Annotated in this window: 11 protein-coding genes; 6 read left to right on the top strand and 5 right to left on the bottom strand. The window is 57.9% G+C overall.

Annotation, left to right across the window (positions count from 1 at the left end; genetic code table 11):
• Positions 1-6 precede the first annotated feature (6 nt).
• Genes F3J44_RS00185 through pyk form a run of 4 tightly spaced genes read right to left on the bottom strand, consistent with a single transcriptional unit; the run spans position 7 to position 5,398 of the window.
• Positions 7-1,629, bottom strand: a complete 1,623-nt coding sequence (locus F3J44_RS00185) for an NADP-dependent glyceraldehyde-3-phosphate dehydrogenase (RefSeq protein ID WP_167269833.1) — start codon at positions 1,627-1,629, stop codon at positions 7-9.
• A complete protein-coding gene (gene tpiA, locus F3J44_RS00180; protein WP_167269831.1) occupies positions 1,626-2,453 on the bottom strand; it encodes a triose-phosphate isomerase in 828 nt (275 codons plus the stop codon). The genes F3J44_RS00185 and tpiA overlap by 4 nt, the downstream gene beginning before the upstream one ends.
• A 14-nt stretch (positions 2,454-2,467) precedes the next feature.
• Entirely contained in the window at positions 2,468-3,937 is a 1,470-nt protein-coding gene (gene eno, locus F3J44_RS00175; RefSeq protein ID WP_205299598.1) for a phosphopyruvate hydratase, read from the bottom strand.
• Positions 3,938-3,949: 12 nt separating this feature from the next.
• Positions 3,950-5,398 carry a pyruvate kinase gene (gene pyk / locus F3J44_RS00170; protein ID WP_167270490.1) on the bottom strand — a complete coding sequence of 483 codons (1,449 nt, stop codon included), beginning with the start codon at positions 5,396-5,398 and terminating at the stop codon, positions 3,950-3,952.
• Between the two features lie 611 nt (positions 5,399-6,009).
• Between pyk and F3J44_RS00165 the strand changes: the two genes are divergently transcribed.
• From F3J44_RS00165 to F3J44_RS00150, 4 genes are all read left to right on the top strand, one after another.
• Positions 6,010-7,413 (top strand): NAD(P)/FAD-dependent oxidoreductase, encoded by a 1,404-nt coding sequence (locus F3J44_RS00165; RefSeq protein ID WP_167269829.1) that lies wholly within the window; start codon positions 6,010-6,012, stop codon positions 7,411-7,413.
• Positions 7,400-8,638, top strand: coding sequence for an NAD(P)/FAD-dependent oxidoreductase (locus tag F3J44_RS00160; protein ID WP_167269827.1), 1,239 nt, complete (start codon positions 7,400-7,402; stop codon positions 8,636-8,638). Before F3J44_RS00165 ends, F3J44_RS00160 begins: the two co-directional genes overlap by 14 nt.
• 27 nt (positions 8,639-8,665) lie before the next feature.
• On the top strand, positions 8,666-10,081 hold the full coding sequence (locus F3J44_RS00155; RefSeq protein ID WP_167269824.1) for a glycerol kinase: 1,416 nt from the start codon (positions 8,666-8,668) through the stop codon (positions 10,079-10,081).
• A gap of 229 nt (positions 10,082-10,310) precedes the next feature.
• Positions 10,311-11,783 carry an amino acid permease gene (locus tag F3J44_RS00150; RefSeq protein ID WP_240158149.1) on the top strand — a complete coding sequence of 491 codons (1,473 nt, stop codon included), beginning with the start codon at positions 10,311-10,313 and terminating at the stop codon, positions 11,781-11,783.
• Positions 11,784-11,833: 50 nt separating this feature from the next.
• Here the strand turns inward: F3J44_RS00150 and F3J44_RS00145 are convergent, their stop codons facing one another.
• On the bottom strand, positions 11,834-12,622 hold the full coding sequence (locus F3J44_RS00145) for a DeoR/GlpR family DNA-binding transcription regulator (RefSeq protein ID WP_167269822.1): 789 nt from the start codon (positions 12,620-12,622) through the stop codon (positions 11,834-11,836).
• 432 nt (positions 12,623-13,054) lie between these two features.
• Between F3J44_RS00145 and eutH the strand changes: the two genes are divergently transcribed.
• Positions 13,055-14,299 (top strand): ethanolamine utilization protein EutH, encoded by a 1,245-nt coding sequence (eutH, locus tag F3J44_RS00140; protein WP_167070007.1) that lies wholly within the window; start codon positions 13,055-13,057, stop codon positions 14,297-14,299.
• 46 nt (positions 14,300-14,345) lie between these two features.
• Positions 14,346-14,702, top strand: a complete 357-nt coding sequence (locus F3J44_RS00135; protein ID WP_167070005.1) for a DUF1937 family protein — start codon at positions 14,346-14,348, stop codon at positions 14,700-14,702.
• Positions 14,703-14,823 lie beyond the last annotated feature (121 nt).

Here is a 14,823-nt window from a genome sequence, read left to right as displayed (position 1 = left end):
ACTCACTCAGAAGATATAGTCAGTGGTGATGAAGCTCGATTTCCGGTTCTGGATAATCTCGCTCACCAGCTCCTTGTTGTTCTCATTGAACTTGGTAGCCACCAGGGTACGGATGGAGAACACCCGAAGCGCATCGTGCACAGAGAGCGTTCCTTCAGCAGAGTTTTTGCGTCCGTTGAACGGGTACGAATCCGGGCCACGTTGGCACTGGGTGTTGAGGTTGATGCGACCTACCTGGTTGGCAAAGACGTCAACCAGACTGCCTACCTGACCTGGGTTGGTGCCAAAGATGCTCAACTGCTGGCCGAAATCAGAATCCAGGACATAGTTGATGACCGTGTGCAGATCTCGGTACGGCACAACAGGTACCAATGGGCCAAACTGCTCTTCTTGGTAGACCCGCATATCAGCAGATACGGGGTACAGGGCGGCAGGGAAGAAGAACGAGCCACGGACTTCACCACCGCCTTCGTTGACGATGCGAGCCCCTTTCTCCTGGGCATCAGCGACCAGAGAATTGAGATAGTCGACCTTCCCAGGTTCTGGTAGCGGCGTCAGGGCAACGCCTGGCTCCCAGGGCATGCCAGGCTTGAGCGAGGCCAGCTTGTGGTTGAACTTCTCCAGGAACTGATCGACGACGTCTTCGTGCACGAACAGGATTTTCAGCGCGGTACAGCGCTGACCGTTGAACGACAGGGAGCCTGTCACGGCTTCGTTGACGGCATTGTCGAGATCAACCTCAGGCAGAACGATACCTGGGTTCTTGGCATCCAGACCGAGCGCAGCACGCAACCGATGGGGACGAGGGTGCAGCTTCTTCAGCGCACTGGCGCCCTTGTTGGTGCCGATGAACGCGAAGATATCCACTTTGCCGCTGGCCATCAGGGCACTCACGGTCTCGCGGCCACTGCCGTAGATCACGTTGATCACGCCAGCAGGGAAGCTGTTGCGGAAAGCCTCCAGCAACGGGCGAATCAGCAAGACGCCGAACTTGGCCGGCTTGAACACCACGGTGTTACCCATGATCAAAGCCGGGATCAGGGTGGTGAAGGTCTCGTTGAGTGGGTAGTTGTACGGCCCCATGCAGAGGGTCACACCCAGCGGCACGCGACGGATCTGGCCCAGGGTGTCCTGTTCCAGTTCGAAGCGGCAGGAACGGCGATCCAGATCCTTCAGCGCGTTGATGGTATCGACGATGTAGTCACAGGTGCGATCGAATTCTTTCTCGGAATCCTTGAGGTTTTTGCCGATCTCCCACATCAGCAGTTTCACCACGGCTGTGCGCTGCTGTCGCATACGAGCCAGGAACGCTTCAACGTGGCGAATTCTCTCGGCCACCCGCATGGTAGGCCATTCACCTTGCCCATTGTCGTAGGCTTTTACCGCTGCATCCAACGCGACCAGTGCAGCATCAGCATCCATCTCCGGGAAGCTTCCCAGCACAACCTGTTGGTCGCCATCGGGGGTGGAGAGATAAACCGGGCTGGTGACTTTGAGCAGGCTACCTTCCCAGCGCTGAAGCTGGCCACCTACCAGGTACTCGCGCTGCTCGACGGGTTCCCCAAGTCGATATGCTTCGGGGATCTCATTTACGGTAGGGAAAAGGTTGGCTAAGCGGTTACTGGTCATTTTGAATTCTCTTGGAATGGTTTGAATTGGCGGGCCGGCACGCAGCCCCCTTCATGCGATAAAAGTTGTCGGGACTGGCCCGCTCTGCAGATGGACAGGAACGAATGGGCGTCCAGGGACGCGCCCCCTACCAGACCACCATCGATGTCGGGTTGGCTGAACAACTCAGCGGCGTTGTCGCCTTTGACGCTGCCGCCGTAGAGGATGCGAGTTGTCCGGGCGACCTCTGGGCTGATCTCGGCGATATAGCGGCGAATGTGCTGGTGTACCTCCTGCGCCTGCTGAGGGGTCGCGGTCTCCCCCGTCCCGATAGCCCAGACAGGCTCATAGGCGATGACACCCTTGCCCAGCTCCTCCACCCCCACGGCGTCCAGCACAGCCTGAAGCTGGTCATTTACGACATTCAGGGTCTCGCCATCACGGCGCTGATCCAGCGTCTCGCCGACACACAAGACGGGAGTCAGCCCAGCGTTCAGGGCAGCCTTGAATTTGGCCGCCACCAACGCGTTGGTTTCGCCGTTCAGACTACGGCGCTCAGAGTGGCCGACCAGAACGTAGTGACACCCAAAGTCCCGTAGCATTGAGCCCGATATCTCGCCGGTGAAAGCCCCTTGCTCTGATTCACTCAGGTTCTGCGCACCCAAATGGATCGGTGACTGGACGACCAAACCTGCCAGTTGCTCCAAGTAGATGGCGGGTGGGCAGACAGCGACGTCGACGTTCTCCAGTTGATCCAGAGGTGCCAGAAATTTCGACAGGAACTCAGTGTTGCTCTGACGGGAGCCGTTCATTTTCCAGTTGCCGATAACAAGCTTGTTGGCCATGTTCGTGTACCCCTTCAGGATCTGCGAGAAAGAAGGGATTCGGCGCTGTAGGGCGCACGCGCTTGAAGTGCTTCCTCAATGCGCAGCAAACGGTTGTACTTGCCCACCCGGTCAGAGCGGCAAAGCGAACCGGTTTTGATCTGGCCAGCACCGGTGGCAACAGCGAGGTCGGCAATGGTGGTGTCTTCGGTTTCGCCGGAACGGTGCGAGATCACCGCTGTGTAACCAGCTTTCTGCGCCATGCGAATAGCGTCGAAGGTTTCGCTCAGGGTGCCGATCTGGTTGAACTTGATCAGGATCGAGTTGGCGATGCCCTGTTGGATGCCCTCGTGCAGGATCTGAGTATTGGTGACGAACAGATCATCGCCGACTAGCTGAACCTTCTGCCCCAGACGTTGGGTGAGATGCGCCCAGCCCTCCCAATCACTTTCGTCCATCCCATCTTCAATGGAGACGATGGGATACGCATCGCACAAGCCAGCCAGGTACTCAGCGAATTCACTCGAAGTGAACGACTTGCCTTCTCCGGCCAATACGTAGCGCCCGCCCTTGTAGAACTCTGAAGCGGCACAATCCAGAGCGAGGGTGATGTCTTTACCCAGCTCATAACCCGAGCGGGACACGGCTTCCTTGATCACCACCAGCGCTTCTTCGTTAGAACCCAGGGATGGTGCAAAACCGCCCTCATCACCCACGGCGGTGCTCAGGCCGCGCTCGCTCAACACCTTCTTCAAGCAGTGGAAGATTTCAGCGCCCATGCGCAAGGCTTCACGGAAGCTTGTCGCACTCACCGGCTGAATCATGAACTCCTGGATGTCGATGTTGTTGTCCGCGTGCTCACCGCCATTGATGATGTTCATCATCGGGACAGGCATGGCCAAACGCGGTTCCGCGCTGTAGAGCGAAGCCAGATGCTCGTAGAGAGGGACGTTCAGAGAGGCAGCAGCAGCTTTCGCCGTTGCCAGGGAGACCGCCAGAATCGCATTGGCACCCAGAATCGATTTCGCATCAGTGCCGTCCAGGGTGATCATGGCCTGGTCGATCACTCGCTGATTCAAAGCATCGAGCCCCACAATCCGCTCGCGAATTGGATTGTTCACATTCTCCACCGCGCGCATTACGCCCTTACCCTGATAGCGCCAGGAGCCATCACGCAATTCCAAGGCTTCGCGGGATCCTGTCGACGCACCGGAAGGAACACTCGCCTCCCCCACCACGCCACACTCCAGGGTGACCACGGCTTCAACAGTAGGGTTTCCACGAGAGTCCAGGATTTCGCGGGCGAATACATTTTGGATCAGGGTGTTCTTTTTCACAGGCGGTACCAACGAAGCGTTGTAGGTTGCGGTTTCAGAATCCAGGGTTAGCAGTTCCTGCTGCTCTGCCACTTGCACACGAAAGTCAAAGTCACGCGGCCATTCACCAGCGCCGTGTGAGTCCTGCTGACGTCGGTGCCCATCGGCACTGCTAATCAGGTCGGTCATGGGGCACTCCTCTCAGTTGATGCGATCACCGACACGAACGATGCGCAGGGTGTTCGTGCCGCCTTGCGCATTGAGGTAGCTGCCTTTGGTGATGAGTACGTGATCGCCCACGGTGACCACACCTCGGCTCACCAGCTCATCAATGGCGCGCTGGTTTACTTCGTCAGTCGGAATGCTGTCTGCATCGAACGGGACAGTGCTGACGCCACGGAACAGGGCTACTCGATTCTGGGTGCGCACATTGCGCGAGAACGCGAAAATGGGCAGGTGAGAGCGAATTCTCGACATGAGTCGCGGGGTATCGCCGGACTCGGTCATGCAGATGATTGCCTTCACGCCATCCAAGTGGTTGGCGGCATACATGGCCGACATCGCGATCGACTCATCAATGCGATGGAAGACCTCGTTCATACGATGCTTGGAGCGGTGAGCCAGAGGATGCTTTTCTGCACCCAGGATGACTCGGCACATGGCCTCGATGGTTTCGATGGGATAGGCGCCTGCCGCCGTTTCAGCTGAAAGCATGACCGCATCGGTGCCGTCCAAAACGGCGTTCGCGACGTCGAACACTTCCGCACGCGTAGGCAGCGACTGGGTGATCATCGTCTCCATCATCTGGGTTGCCGTGATCACGACACGATTCAGCGTCCTTGCACGATCGATGATCAGCTTCTGGACAGCGACCAACTCGGCGTCCCCGATCTCGACCCCAAGGTCACCACGCGCGACCATGACGCCATCGGAGACCTCGATGATTGCATCCAGGATGGCAGTATCTTGCACGGTTTCCGCGCGCTCGATTTTTGCTACCAACCCGGCTTGGCCTCCAGCCTCCAGCATCAGCTTGCGCGCCAGGTGCATATCATCGGCGTCCCGCGGGAACGACACTGCCAGGTAGTCAGCTTGCATGAGCGCAGCTGTCTTGATGTCTTCGCGATCTTTTTCGGTGAGGGCCGCAGCGGAGAGGCCACCACCTTTGCGGTTGATCCCCTTGTTGTTCGACAGAGGGCCACCCACCACAACGGTGCAGATCAACGAGCTCTCGCGTACTTCCTGCACCTCCAGCTCGATTCGACCGTCATCCAGAAGCAAGATGTCGTGAGGACGGCTGTCAGTGATCAGCGCCTTGTAGTCGATACCCACCTGGGTCGCATCACCTTCGTCCCGGCCTAACCGGGCATCGAGTGTAAAGGTCTGCCCCTTGGCAAGTACGACCTTGGTGTCGGCGAAACGGGCGATCCGGATCTTTGGGCCTTGAAGGTCGGCCAGGACGGCGACGAAGCGACCATGTTTCGCCGCCAGGGAGCGCACCAGTGAGGCGCGGCTCATATGGTCTTGCGCAGATCCGTGGGAGAAGTTGAGGCGAACGACATCGACACCGGCTTCGATGAGGCCTTCGATCATTTCGGGCGTGTTAGTGGCAGGGCCGAGCGTGGCGACTATTTTGGTTCTGCGTTGCATAGCAGTGACATCTCGTTCAATGGGCACAGCCCAGGCTGGTGGGTGATGAAACGCCGCACCATTTGTGCCGATGTCACTTTCCGCTGTGGTATTTACAGAGAAAACCACTATTTCAGTCATCAATCAGGCATTTTTCTGACTGAGCGCTTGTTTTAAGGCGCCCACCGAATGTGGACTATTAATTCGAACTCCCACAAGTTCGGTGCCTTCAAAAGCAGTTCAAAGTGGTAAATCCTCTGAATTATCAAAAGCAAAGGGTGTGAATCCGTAACACACCCACTTAGAACGTGTAGCACGGTATCAACCAGGGCGCGTATGACCGAAGCCACATTTTAATGACCGTATTTAAAAAATGACCGATTAGGCAGTGCGCAACTTAAATCGGGCACTCTGTTCAACAACGGCGGACCTACGCCAAGCGTTGCCTTGAAGCCCGCAAAGCCTCATATCGAAGGTACTTCGATGAGACAGCAATGGCTCTTCACATAACACAGGTCAGAGCAATAACGACCGAACCACCTGAAAAATCGGTCAAAAAACCAACCATTCAGTCAGTGGCATGTGGGATGCACCCTCTTTGGCATAGCTGATTTATCCCAACAGGCAATAACATGACGAAACCATTACCTAATCACACCGATGTCTTCGACGTCGTCGTTGTCGGCGGCGGCGTTGTGGGATGCGCGATGGTGAGGCGTTTCACCTTGGAAGGTGCCAAGGTGCTTCTGCTGGAGAAGAGCTCCGACATTCTGTCGGGCGCCAGTAAAGGCAACAGCGCAATCCTCCATACCGGTTTCGACGCTCCTCGCGACAGCCTCGAACTGCGCTGCATGCAGGATGGTTACCAGGAGTACCTGGATATCCACTCCAAGATGAACCTTCCGCTGCTCAAGTCCGGCGCGATGGTCGTTGCCTGGAGTGAAGAAGATCTAGCGAAACTGCAGGGCATTGTTCAACAGGCGCATGACAATGGCGTAGCTGACGTTCAGATCATTGACCGTGCGCGAGTACGTGCGCTCGAACCTCACCTGGCAAAACATGCACTCGGCGCCGCTGAGGTGCCAGGTGAGTTCTTGATCGACCCTTGGTCTGCCCCGCTAGGCTACCTTCAGCAAGCCATGCTGCTGGGCGCCAAAACCCAGTTCAATGCCGAAGTCCTGGGTGGCCAGTTCGACGGTGAATTGTGGCGATTGGAGACCTCACAAGGAACTTTCCTGACCCGTACCGTCATTAACTGTGCCGGGCTGTTCGGGGACATCCTTGAGCAAAGCCTGCTGGGTGAATCCAGCTTCTCGATTCACCCGCGCAAGGGTCAGTTCGTAGTGTTCGACAAGGCTGCGTCGCGCTACCTCACAAACATCGTGCTGCCAGTACCCAACGAGCGTACCAAGGGCATCGTGCTCACCAAGACCGTGTACGGCAACCTGCTGGTAGGGCCTACCGCCGAAGAGCAGGATGACCGTATCCATGCTCGACTGGACGGCGAAATTCTCGGGCAACTGGTCGAAGCCGCTGTCGAACGCATTCCGGCGCTCGAAGGCATGCCAGTGACCGCCACGTATGCAGCCTTGCGCCCTGCTTCCGAGAAAAAGGAATACCGGGTACGCAAGGTGGAAGGCAAGAACTGGATCACCGTGGGCGGTATCCGCTCGACCGGTCTGACGGCGGCACTCGGCATCGCCAAGCACGTATTCAGCCTGTACGACTTCAAACACGAAGCGCCCACGAGCCTCATGTGGCCCTCGATGCCAAACCTCGCCGAGCACCTCCCCCGTGACTACCAGAACTCCGGTTACGAAGAGATTGTGTGCCACTGCGAAATGGTCACGCTGCGAGAAATCAAAGCAGCCTTGAGCAGCCCTCTCCCGCCCGGAGATATCGGCGGCCTCAAACGCCGAACCCGTGCGTGCATGGGACGCTGCCAGGGTTTCTATTGTGGCGCGAGGGTCGCCGAGCTGAGTGCCGGCCACCTCGCCATTCCTCTTGCTACAGGTGTTTGCCATGAGTCCCACTAACATCGAACACGTCGACGTCGCCATCATTGGTGGTGGCCCGTCGGGACTTTCTGCAGCCATCGAACTGCGCAAGCAGAGCATCGGCAAGGTTGTAATAATCGAGCGCGAACCGGAAGCCGGTGGCATTCCTCGTCATTGCGGTCACCCGCCTTTCGGGTTCTGGGAATACGGGCGTATTTACAGCGGGCCGGACTATGCCAAGCGAAACGTGAGCGAGGCCAAGAAAGCAGGCGTGGATATTCGAGTACTGCACTCAGTGACCCGTCTCGGAGCCAATGGCCAACTGGACGTTGTCAGCCCGGCAGGGGCTCTGCAGATCCAGGCAAAACGAGTACTCATCGCAACCGGTGCACGTGAGACTCCACGCTCCGCGCGCTTGGTTGGAGGCGACCGCCCTCTGGGCGTCATCAACACCGGTGCTTTCCAGTCCTACGTTTACCTTGAGCACTTGAAGCCGTTCGAGCGCCCGCTGATTGTGGGTACCGAGTTGGTCAGCTTGTCCTCGGTGCTCAGCTGCCGAAAAGCGGGCATCAAACCTGTGGCCATGATCGAGGCGAACCGCCGTGCAACTGCGCGCTGGCCACTCTCGCTGTTCCCACGCCTGTGCGGTGTGCCTATGCATTTTGGCGCGCAGCTACAGGAAATTCACGGGACTGGCCGCGTCGAAGGCGCAAGCGTGAAGTTGGCAGATGGCTCGATCCGCGAGTTTGAATGCGACGGGGTGCTGCTGACCGGGCGCTTTGTTCCTGAGTCCAGCCTGGTAAGGCTGAGCGATCTCAAGCTTGACCTGAAAAGCGGTGGCCCCGCCATTGATCAATATGGCAGGTGCTCCGATCCGGCCTACTTCGCTGCTGGCAACCTGCTGCGCCCTATTGAGACGGCAGGATGGTCATACCGGGAAGGTCGCAAGATCGCTTCTCTGATCGTACGCGACATGCGGGGGCAGTTGCCGGCTCCAGGCCAGGACATCGAGATCCTCTGCAAAGGGCAGCTCAAACTTTGTGTCCCACAGCGCCTCACCCTGTCACCGGTGGAAGGCATGAAGAACCTGCAGATGCGAGTGAACCGCGCAACGCGTGGCCGTCTGCTGATCACCGCCGACGGTAAAGAGCTGTGGTCACGTACCACGTCTGCGCTACCAGAGCGCCGAATTCTCGTCCCGATTGCATCGTTGAATGTACCGAAGGGCGTGCAGCAGATTGAAGTCGACTTTGTCGGCGAGTAAGAAGATAGCCGAGGAGACAACAAAAACATGCGTATCGCCGCGCTCGATCAAGGTACCACCAGCACCCGTGTCCTGGTCGTCACCCAGAATGGCTCCGCCGACATCCAGCAATCGCTTCGGCACCAACAACATCACCCGCATCCAGGCTGGGTAGAGCACGATCCAATCGAGCTCCTGAACAACCTCCAGAGCTGCCTTCAAGCAACGGGAAAGGTCGATGCCATCGGCATCGCAAACCAAGGCGAAAGCTGTCTGGCCTGGGACGCAAAAACCGGTGAGCCGCTCTCGCCTGTGATCGTCTGGCAGGACAATCGCACCGCACCTGAAATCAGCCGACTGCGTGCAACTGGCGCTGAGTCGCTGACTCTGGAGCGAGCTGGCCTTGCCCTCGACCCGTACTTCTCGGCAAGCAAGTTGGCCTGGATTGTCCAGAACCTGCCCGCCGCCCAGAGTGCACTTAAAGCTGGACGGCTGCGCCTGGGTACCACCGACGCCTACTTCCTGGATCGTCTCACCGGCGTGTTTGCCACTGACGTCACAACGGCGTCGCGCACCTCGCTGATGAACCTGGCCACCGGGCAGTGGGATACCGAGCTGTGCGAACTGTTCGGCGTGCCGATGGAGGCACTTCCCGAGGTCCGCGACACCGTTGGATTCTTCGGTGAAATCGGCGTTACTCCGGTCACCGCTTCGATCGTCGATCAGCAGGCCTCTCTGTATGGCCATGGCTGCCGTGCCGGCGGGGATGCAAAGATCACCTACGGTACCGGCGCCTTCGCCCTGACCGTCACGGGTGATCAGATCATCCGGGCTCCCGAAAAAGGCCTGCTTGCCACTATCGCCTGGCAAATCGCGGGCAAACCTACCTATGCCATGGACGGGGGTGTTTATGACGCCAGCGCCGCCGTGGAATGGGCGGGTCGTCTCGGCCTCTTCAGTGATTTCTCCGAGCTGGCCGCCTTCAGTGAACCGCCTGCTATTTCGCGCCGGCTTGCATTCGTGCCAGCCCTCTCGGGACTTGCTTGTCCGCACTGGGATCGCAGCGCTGCTGCCCTGTGGGTCGGCATGAGTGGCGGCACCACCCGCCAGGACATGTGCCAGGCACTTCTCGAAGGCGTCGCACTGCGCAGCGTCGAAGTGATTTCGGCCATGGACGGATTCCTGAACGTGACTGACCAACTGTCCATCGATGGTGGCCTTGCACGCAGCCCGTACTTCGCGCAGTTCCTGGCCGATGCGCTGCAGCGCTGTATCGTGACCCAGCGATTCGACGAACTGACCTCGTTCGGTTGCGCAGCCCTGGCGGCCAAAGGCATTGGTATCGAGCTCAAACCTCCCCGCAACACCAGCACCAAGTTCCGGCCACGCATCAGCGCGACCGAAGCCCAACAGTGGCGCGAGACCTTCTCCGATGCCGTAAAACGGTGCAGAAGCTGGAGGTAAGTCAGGCCAGGTAATCAGTGGTCACTCAGGGCAAAGTTTTCAAACTTTGCCCTGTGGCCAACAGCATCCTGGAGACACGCATTTTTGCCCGTTCCAAAAGAGGAAAAAACACAAAACCACATCATTAAAGTCCATGGCATACCGCGTGCGTCGATAACAATAACTCACCCTGACGATCATGATCGGGACGAGTCTGCTTGATAGTGAACACACTTCAGGAGACATCCATATGTCTGAGAATGCAATGAATACTCGGGCGCAACTCAACGACGGCCCACCCGCCGAAGAGCAATACACTGCCCAGTTTGAAAGGACGTTAGGCAAGTTCGAATCCTTCGCTGTCGCCTTCTCCTTCATCTCCATCACCACAGGTCTGTTCTCGACCTACGGCAGCATGCTGACTTCCAGCGGGCCCATTGGTATCTGGACATGGCCGATCGTTACCTTGGGCACCATTCTCGTGGCACTCGTCTTCGGCTTGCTGGCGAGCAAAATCCCGCTTTCCGGATTCAGCTACCAGTGGGCCAGCCGCTTGGTAAATCCGGTACTCGGGTGGTGGTTCGGTTGGGCTAGCTTTGCCTTCCTATCCATCGTCACCGTGGCAGTAGATTATGGCCTAGCCCAGGTCGCACTGTTCCCCCTACTCGGATGGGAGTACAGCGCTTCAGCGGGCGCTCTGACTACGCTCATCCTGATCCTGGTACAGACAGCTCTCATCATCTGGTCAACACCGATTCTCACCAAGATCAACAACCTGGCCGTCGGCGCCGAAGTTGTCGCGGTGTTCGGACTGATCATTGCCATCGGCGTCGCCGTGGCGTTCTTCGGCAAAGGAAATACCTCCAATTTGCTGTCCACAGGCATCGTCCACAGCGACAACTACTACGGCTGGCTTGGCCCATTCATGCTCTCTGGCCTGCTCGGAGCATTCACGCTGGTGGGCTGGGAATCGGCTGCCAACCTGGCTGAAGAAACCCACAACCCCAAGCAGGTAGTGCCCAAGGCGATGGTCAACGCCGTCGTGGTCAGTGGCGTACTCGGAACACTGTTCCTGATCGTGGTGAGCCTGGGCCTTGGCGACAACGTAGCCGAACTCACTCGAAGCTCAGCACCTGTAGCAGACGTCATTCGCATGACCCTGGGTGAAACCTTCAGCAAGGTGGTATTGGTGGTGGTTTGCGTGGCCATCTTCGCCTGCGGTCTCGTGATCATGACGAGTAACAGCCGGCTCATCCATGCCATGGCCCGAGATGGCCGCCTACCCTTCTCGGAAAAACTATCGGTCGTCCCCAGGCCAACCGGTGGGCCGCTGTGGGCAACGCTCTTGGCGTGTGTCGTATCGGTTGGCATTGTGCTGAGTTTCTACAGCTCACCTGATGCACTTACCCAGTTGCTGGGGGCCGCGACGCTGTTCCCGGCGCTGCTCTACAGCGGTACCGTGGTGCTCTACATCTTCACCCGTCACAAGCATATCCATCACCCTGACGACTTCACCCTCGGCAAATGGGAATGGCCAGTGGTTGTAGGCGCAAGCGTGTGGCTCTTCGTGGAGATGTGCGTGTTCATCATCCCAAGCGATTTCCGCGTAGCGCAGATGTACGTATTGGCTTCAATGCTCGTGGGAGTCGTCGTGTTCGCAGCGGTATGGTTGCGCCGCAGGAAGCAGCTCGAACGCATGCCTCCACTGGGCACCTACCTGTAACCTGCGTGGTTGGAGTGGCCCTCCCTTGGCTGGGCGGGCCATCTGATCTATCAGCGCTCCACCCATTCCTGCCTGTTGCTAGCAGGCACTTCGTGCACCTCGACATGGGCTTCAGCCAGGGCCTTCGCCAACTCGCCTACCGGCTTACGGTCGATGATCAAGCGGTCAATCCGATCCAACGGGAACACCTGGAACAAGGCGCGCTTGCCCATTTTTGAGGAATCGGCGATGACCGTCAGGTAGCGGGTGCGCGCGATCATCGCCCGCGTGATCTCCGCTTCCTCGATCGAGAAGTCGAACGCTCCGTCTGAACTGAGGGCACCGATGGTCACCACGGCGTGCTCTGCGTTGAAGCGGGCGATCTGCTCCATCGCCAACGCCCCTGTGTTCTGAGCTGACTCGGGGCGGTACTCCCCACCAATCATGAAGACACGGTTACCGCTTGCCCCAATGCTTTCGGCAATCATTAGCGAGTTCGTGATGACCGTGATCCGGCTCATTTTCGCAAGCTCACGCGCAAAGAAGAGCGTTGTCGTGCCGGTATCGATGAGGATGCTGTCTCCTGGGGAGTAGAGCCCCGCAGCGTAGCGCGCGACCATTCGCTTCTCTGCCGAGAACTCGTTCATGCGGGTCTGGAACGCATTCTCGTGCTCCCCGCGAGGGGGTAAGGATGCACCTCCATGGTACTTGGTGACCTGCCCCTCTTCCGAAAGCACCGTCAGATCGCGCCGGATCGTTTCCTGAGAGGTGCTAAGCGAGCGAGCCAGCTCCTCGACCGATATCCGCTCGCGTTGCCGCAGCAACTCCAGTATGTGCTGTCGCCTTTCACTCGGACGCATCTCTACTCCTTGGTCACGTGCCGATGCCCCCAAAGGAAGCGGTATGTGTTACCGACGCACACACTTGAAGCATCGGTAACGCTCAACGACAAACACTTGCCGACATCGCGCACCATTATTCTTGTGATTTCAGAAACTTACCCACGGCCCTCGCAGCCCGCACCGTTGATGATTCCAGTCACAATACGCCGCCATTTTGACCGAATCCAGCTCAATTGATCCTCAAAACCACATCAAAACAACGAATGGCATGTGATGTGGTTAGTAAATGGTCAGAAACGTCTCGGAAGTCACACAGCCGATTTGCTGAAGACTCCGGCGATTCACATTCACGTTGACGGTGCTTCTGATCTCGGTTGGGAGCTAAACAAGAACAAAGTTCCAGGCCCGGCAGGCTATACGCCAGGCCATTGTGGACATGAAGGTGAAGTCATGGCTGAGTTTGGAAATTTTGTGATCTATCTGATCATGATGGGTGCGGTGATCGGTGCTTGCGCATCCGTTCTCAAGCCTGAGAGTGGTCTGGGTAAAGAGTTCGTGAACGGGATTCACTCCATTGGGCCCGTCTTCCTCGCTCAGGCGGGGATCATGATCTCCATCCCGTTCCTGTCGAAGTTCATCGAAATGGCCCTTGGCCCATACTTCAGCCTGATGGGATCGGACGTCTCGATCGCTGCGCTCTCAATCATCGCTGTGGACATGGGCGGCTATCAGCTCGCTGACGCGATCGCCGCAAACCGCGACGTCTGGATCACTGCCATGATTGTCGGCTACACGTCCGGCGCTACCATCGTCTACCTGATCCCCGTCGGCCTGATGATGCTGGATCGCAAGGATCACAAATACCTCGCTCTGGGGGCGATGGCCGGCCTGATCAGCATCCCCTTCGCCGTACTCGCGTCCCTGGTGATGATCACCTCGTTCAACTTGCCAGTGCGTGAAATGGTGTCGACGAACTCGCCGGCCCTGCACTACCTGACGCTGGACTTCGTGGCGTGCCTCAAGTTGCTGACACCGCTGTTCATCTTCTGCTTCGTACTCGCGGCTGGCCTGCGCTATAGGGCCAATCTCATGGTCACCGGCTTCCTGGTGTTCGGTAAGGTCATGGACGCCTTCATCAAGATCATCCTGGCACTCGCCATCGTGGAGCACTTCACCGGCTTCTTCATGAAGAACTTCGGGGTGTGGGGCTTCGATCCAATGTTTGCAGATCAGAAGGAGCTGTTCCGCGCGATCGAGATCGCGGGCTACATAGGCATCATGCTCGCTGGCACCTTCCCCATCTGTTTCCTGTTCAACAAATACTGCCGCCGCCCGATGGAAGTCCTGGGCAAACAGTTTGGCCTCTCAGGCCCTGGTGCAGCCGCCTTCGTCATGGTGTTCGCCAACATCATCGCGGTCTACCACATGTTCAAAAACCTGAATGCTCGCGACAAGGTGCTGTGCGTTGCGCTGGGCGTATGTGCTCAAGCAACCATCGGCGACCACCTGGCATTCACCGCCAACTTCCAGCCCACGCTGATCATGCCAGTACTGCTGGCCAAGCTCTTCGGTGGCCTGCTGGCAGTCGGCATCGCAATCAAGATTTCCGTGCCTGCCGCCCTGCGCTATGAAGCTCAGGAAAACGCTCAGCAGGAGGAGCTCGATTGCCCGCAGACAGCACTTCGCTCTGCCTGACCGGTAACCACCAGGCGATCACTCGCCGCCATTAATAGAGGTAAACATGCGTAAAATTTTCCTGGCCTGCCCTTACAGCCACACCGATGCCAACGTGACCCACGAGCGGTTCCTGGCATGCAACAAGGTAGCTGCCACGATCGTTGAATCGGGCAACGCGGTGTTCAGTCAAGTGTCGATGTCCCACCCGATCAACCTGGCTTTCGAGGGCAAAGACAACGCTGCCATCGGTAAGCTCTGGGCTCCAGTGGATGCAGTGTTCATGGACGTCATGGAAGAGCTGATCATCCTCGACCTGCCTGGTTGGGATCTGAGCTCGGGCATCAAGCGCGAGATCGAGTTCTTCAAAGCCCGCGATCAAAAAGTGAGCCTGTGGTCTGAAGTCAGCCACGAGTTCCAGTAAGAGAAGGAGGCTAAAAGCCTCCTTCTTCGTTTCTCCCCCCTCGCTTACAGCTACAACGCTTCTCGTGCCAGCTACAGTCCCACTACTCGCACTGGCGCCTGGGCGCTGGATTGATGAGAGG

The organism is Pantoea sp. Tr-811 (genome assembly GCF_011752535.1).
In the GTDB taxonomy this organism is placed as follows: Bacteria; Pseudomonadota; Gammaproteobacteria; order Pseudomonadales; family Pseudomonadaceae; genus Aquipseudomonas.
Note: the sequence above shows the minus strand (reverse complement) of the source record. Positions and strands in the feature narration are given on the sequence as shown.

Coding starts and splice junctions, on each gene's coding strand:
- F3J44_RS00185 (WP_167269833.1), bottom strand. CDS start 1,629: ATGACCAGTAACCGCTTAGCCAACCTTTTCCCTACCGTAAATGAGATC.
- tpiA (WP_167269831.1), bottom strand. CDS start 2,453: ATGGCCAACAAGCTTGTTATCGGCAACTGGAAAATGAACGGCTCCCGT.
- eno (WP_205299598.1), bottom strand. CDS start 3,937: ATGACCGACCTGATTAGCAGTGCCGATGGGCACCGACGTCAGCAGGAC.
- pyk (WP_167270490.1), bottom strand. CDS start 5,398: ATGCAACGCAGAACCAAAATAGTCGCCACGCTCGGCCCTGCCACTAAC.
- F3J44_RS00165 (WP_167269829.1), top strand. CDS start 6,010: ATGACGAAACCATTACCTAATCACACCGATGTCTTCGACGTCGTCGTT.
- F3J44_RS00160 (WP_167269827.1), top strand. CDS start 7,400: ATGAGTCCCACTAACATCGAACACGTCGACGTCGCCATCATTGGTGGT.
- F3J44_RS00155 (WP_167269824.1), top strand. CDS start 8,666: ATGCGTATCGCCGCGCTCGATCAAGGTACCACCAGCACCCGTGTCCTG.
- F3J44_RS00150 (WP_240158149.1), top strand. CDS start 10,311: ATGTCTGAGAATGCAATGAATACTCGGGCGCAACTCAACGACGGCCCA.
- F3J44_RS00145 (WP_167269822.1), bottom strand. CDS start 12,622: ATGCGTCCGAGTGAAAGGCGACAGCACATACTGGAGTTGCTGCGGCAA.
- eutH (WP_167070007.1), top strand. CDS start 13,055: ATGGCTGAGTTTGGAAATTTTGTGATCTATCTGATCATGATGGGTGCG.
- F3J44_RS00135 (WP_167070005.1), top strand. CDS start 14,346: ATGCGTAAAATTTTCCTGGCCTGCCCTTACAGCCACACCGATGCCAAC.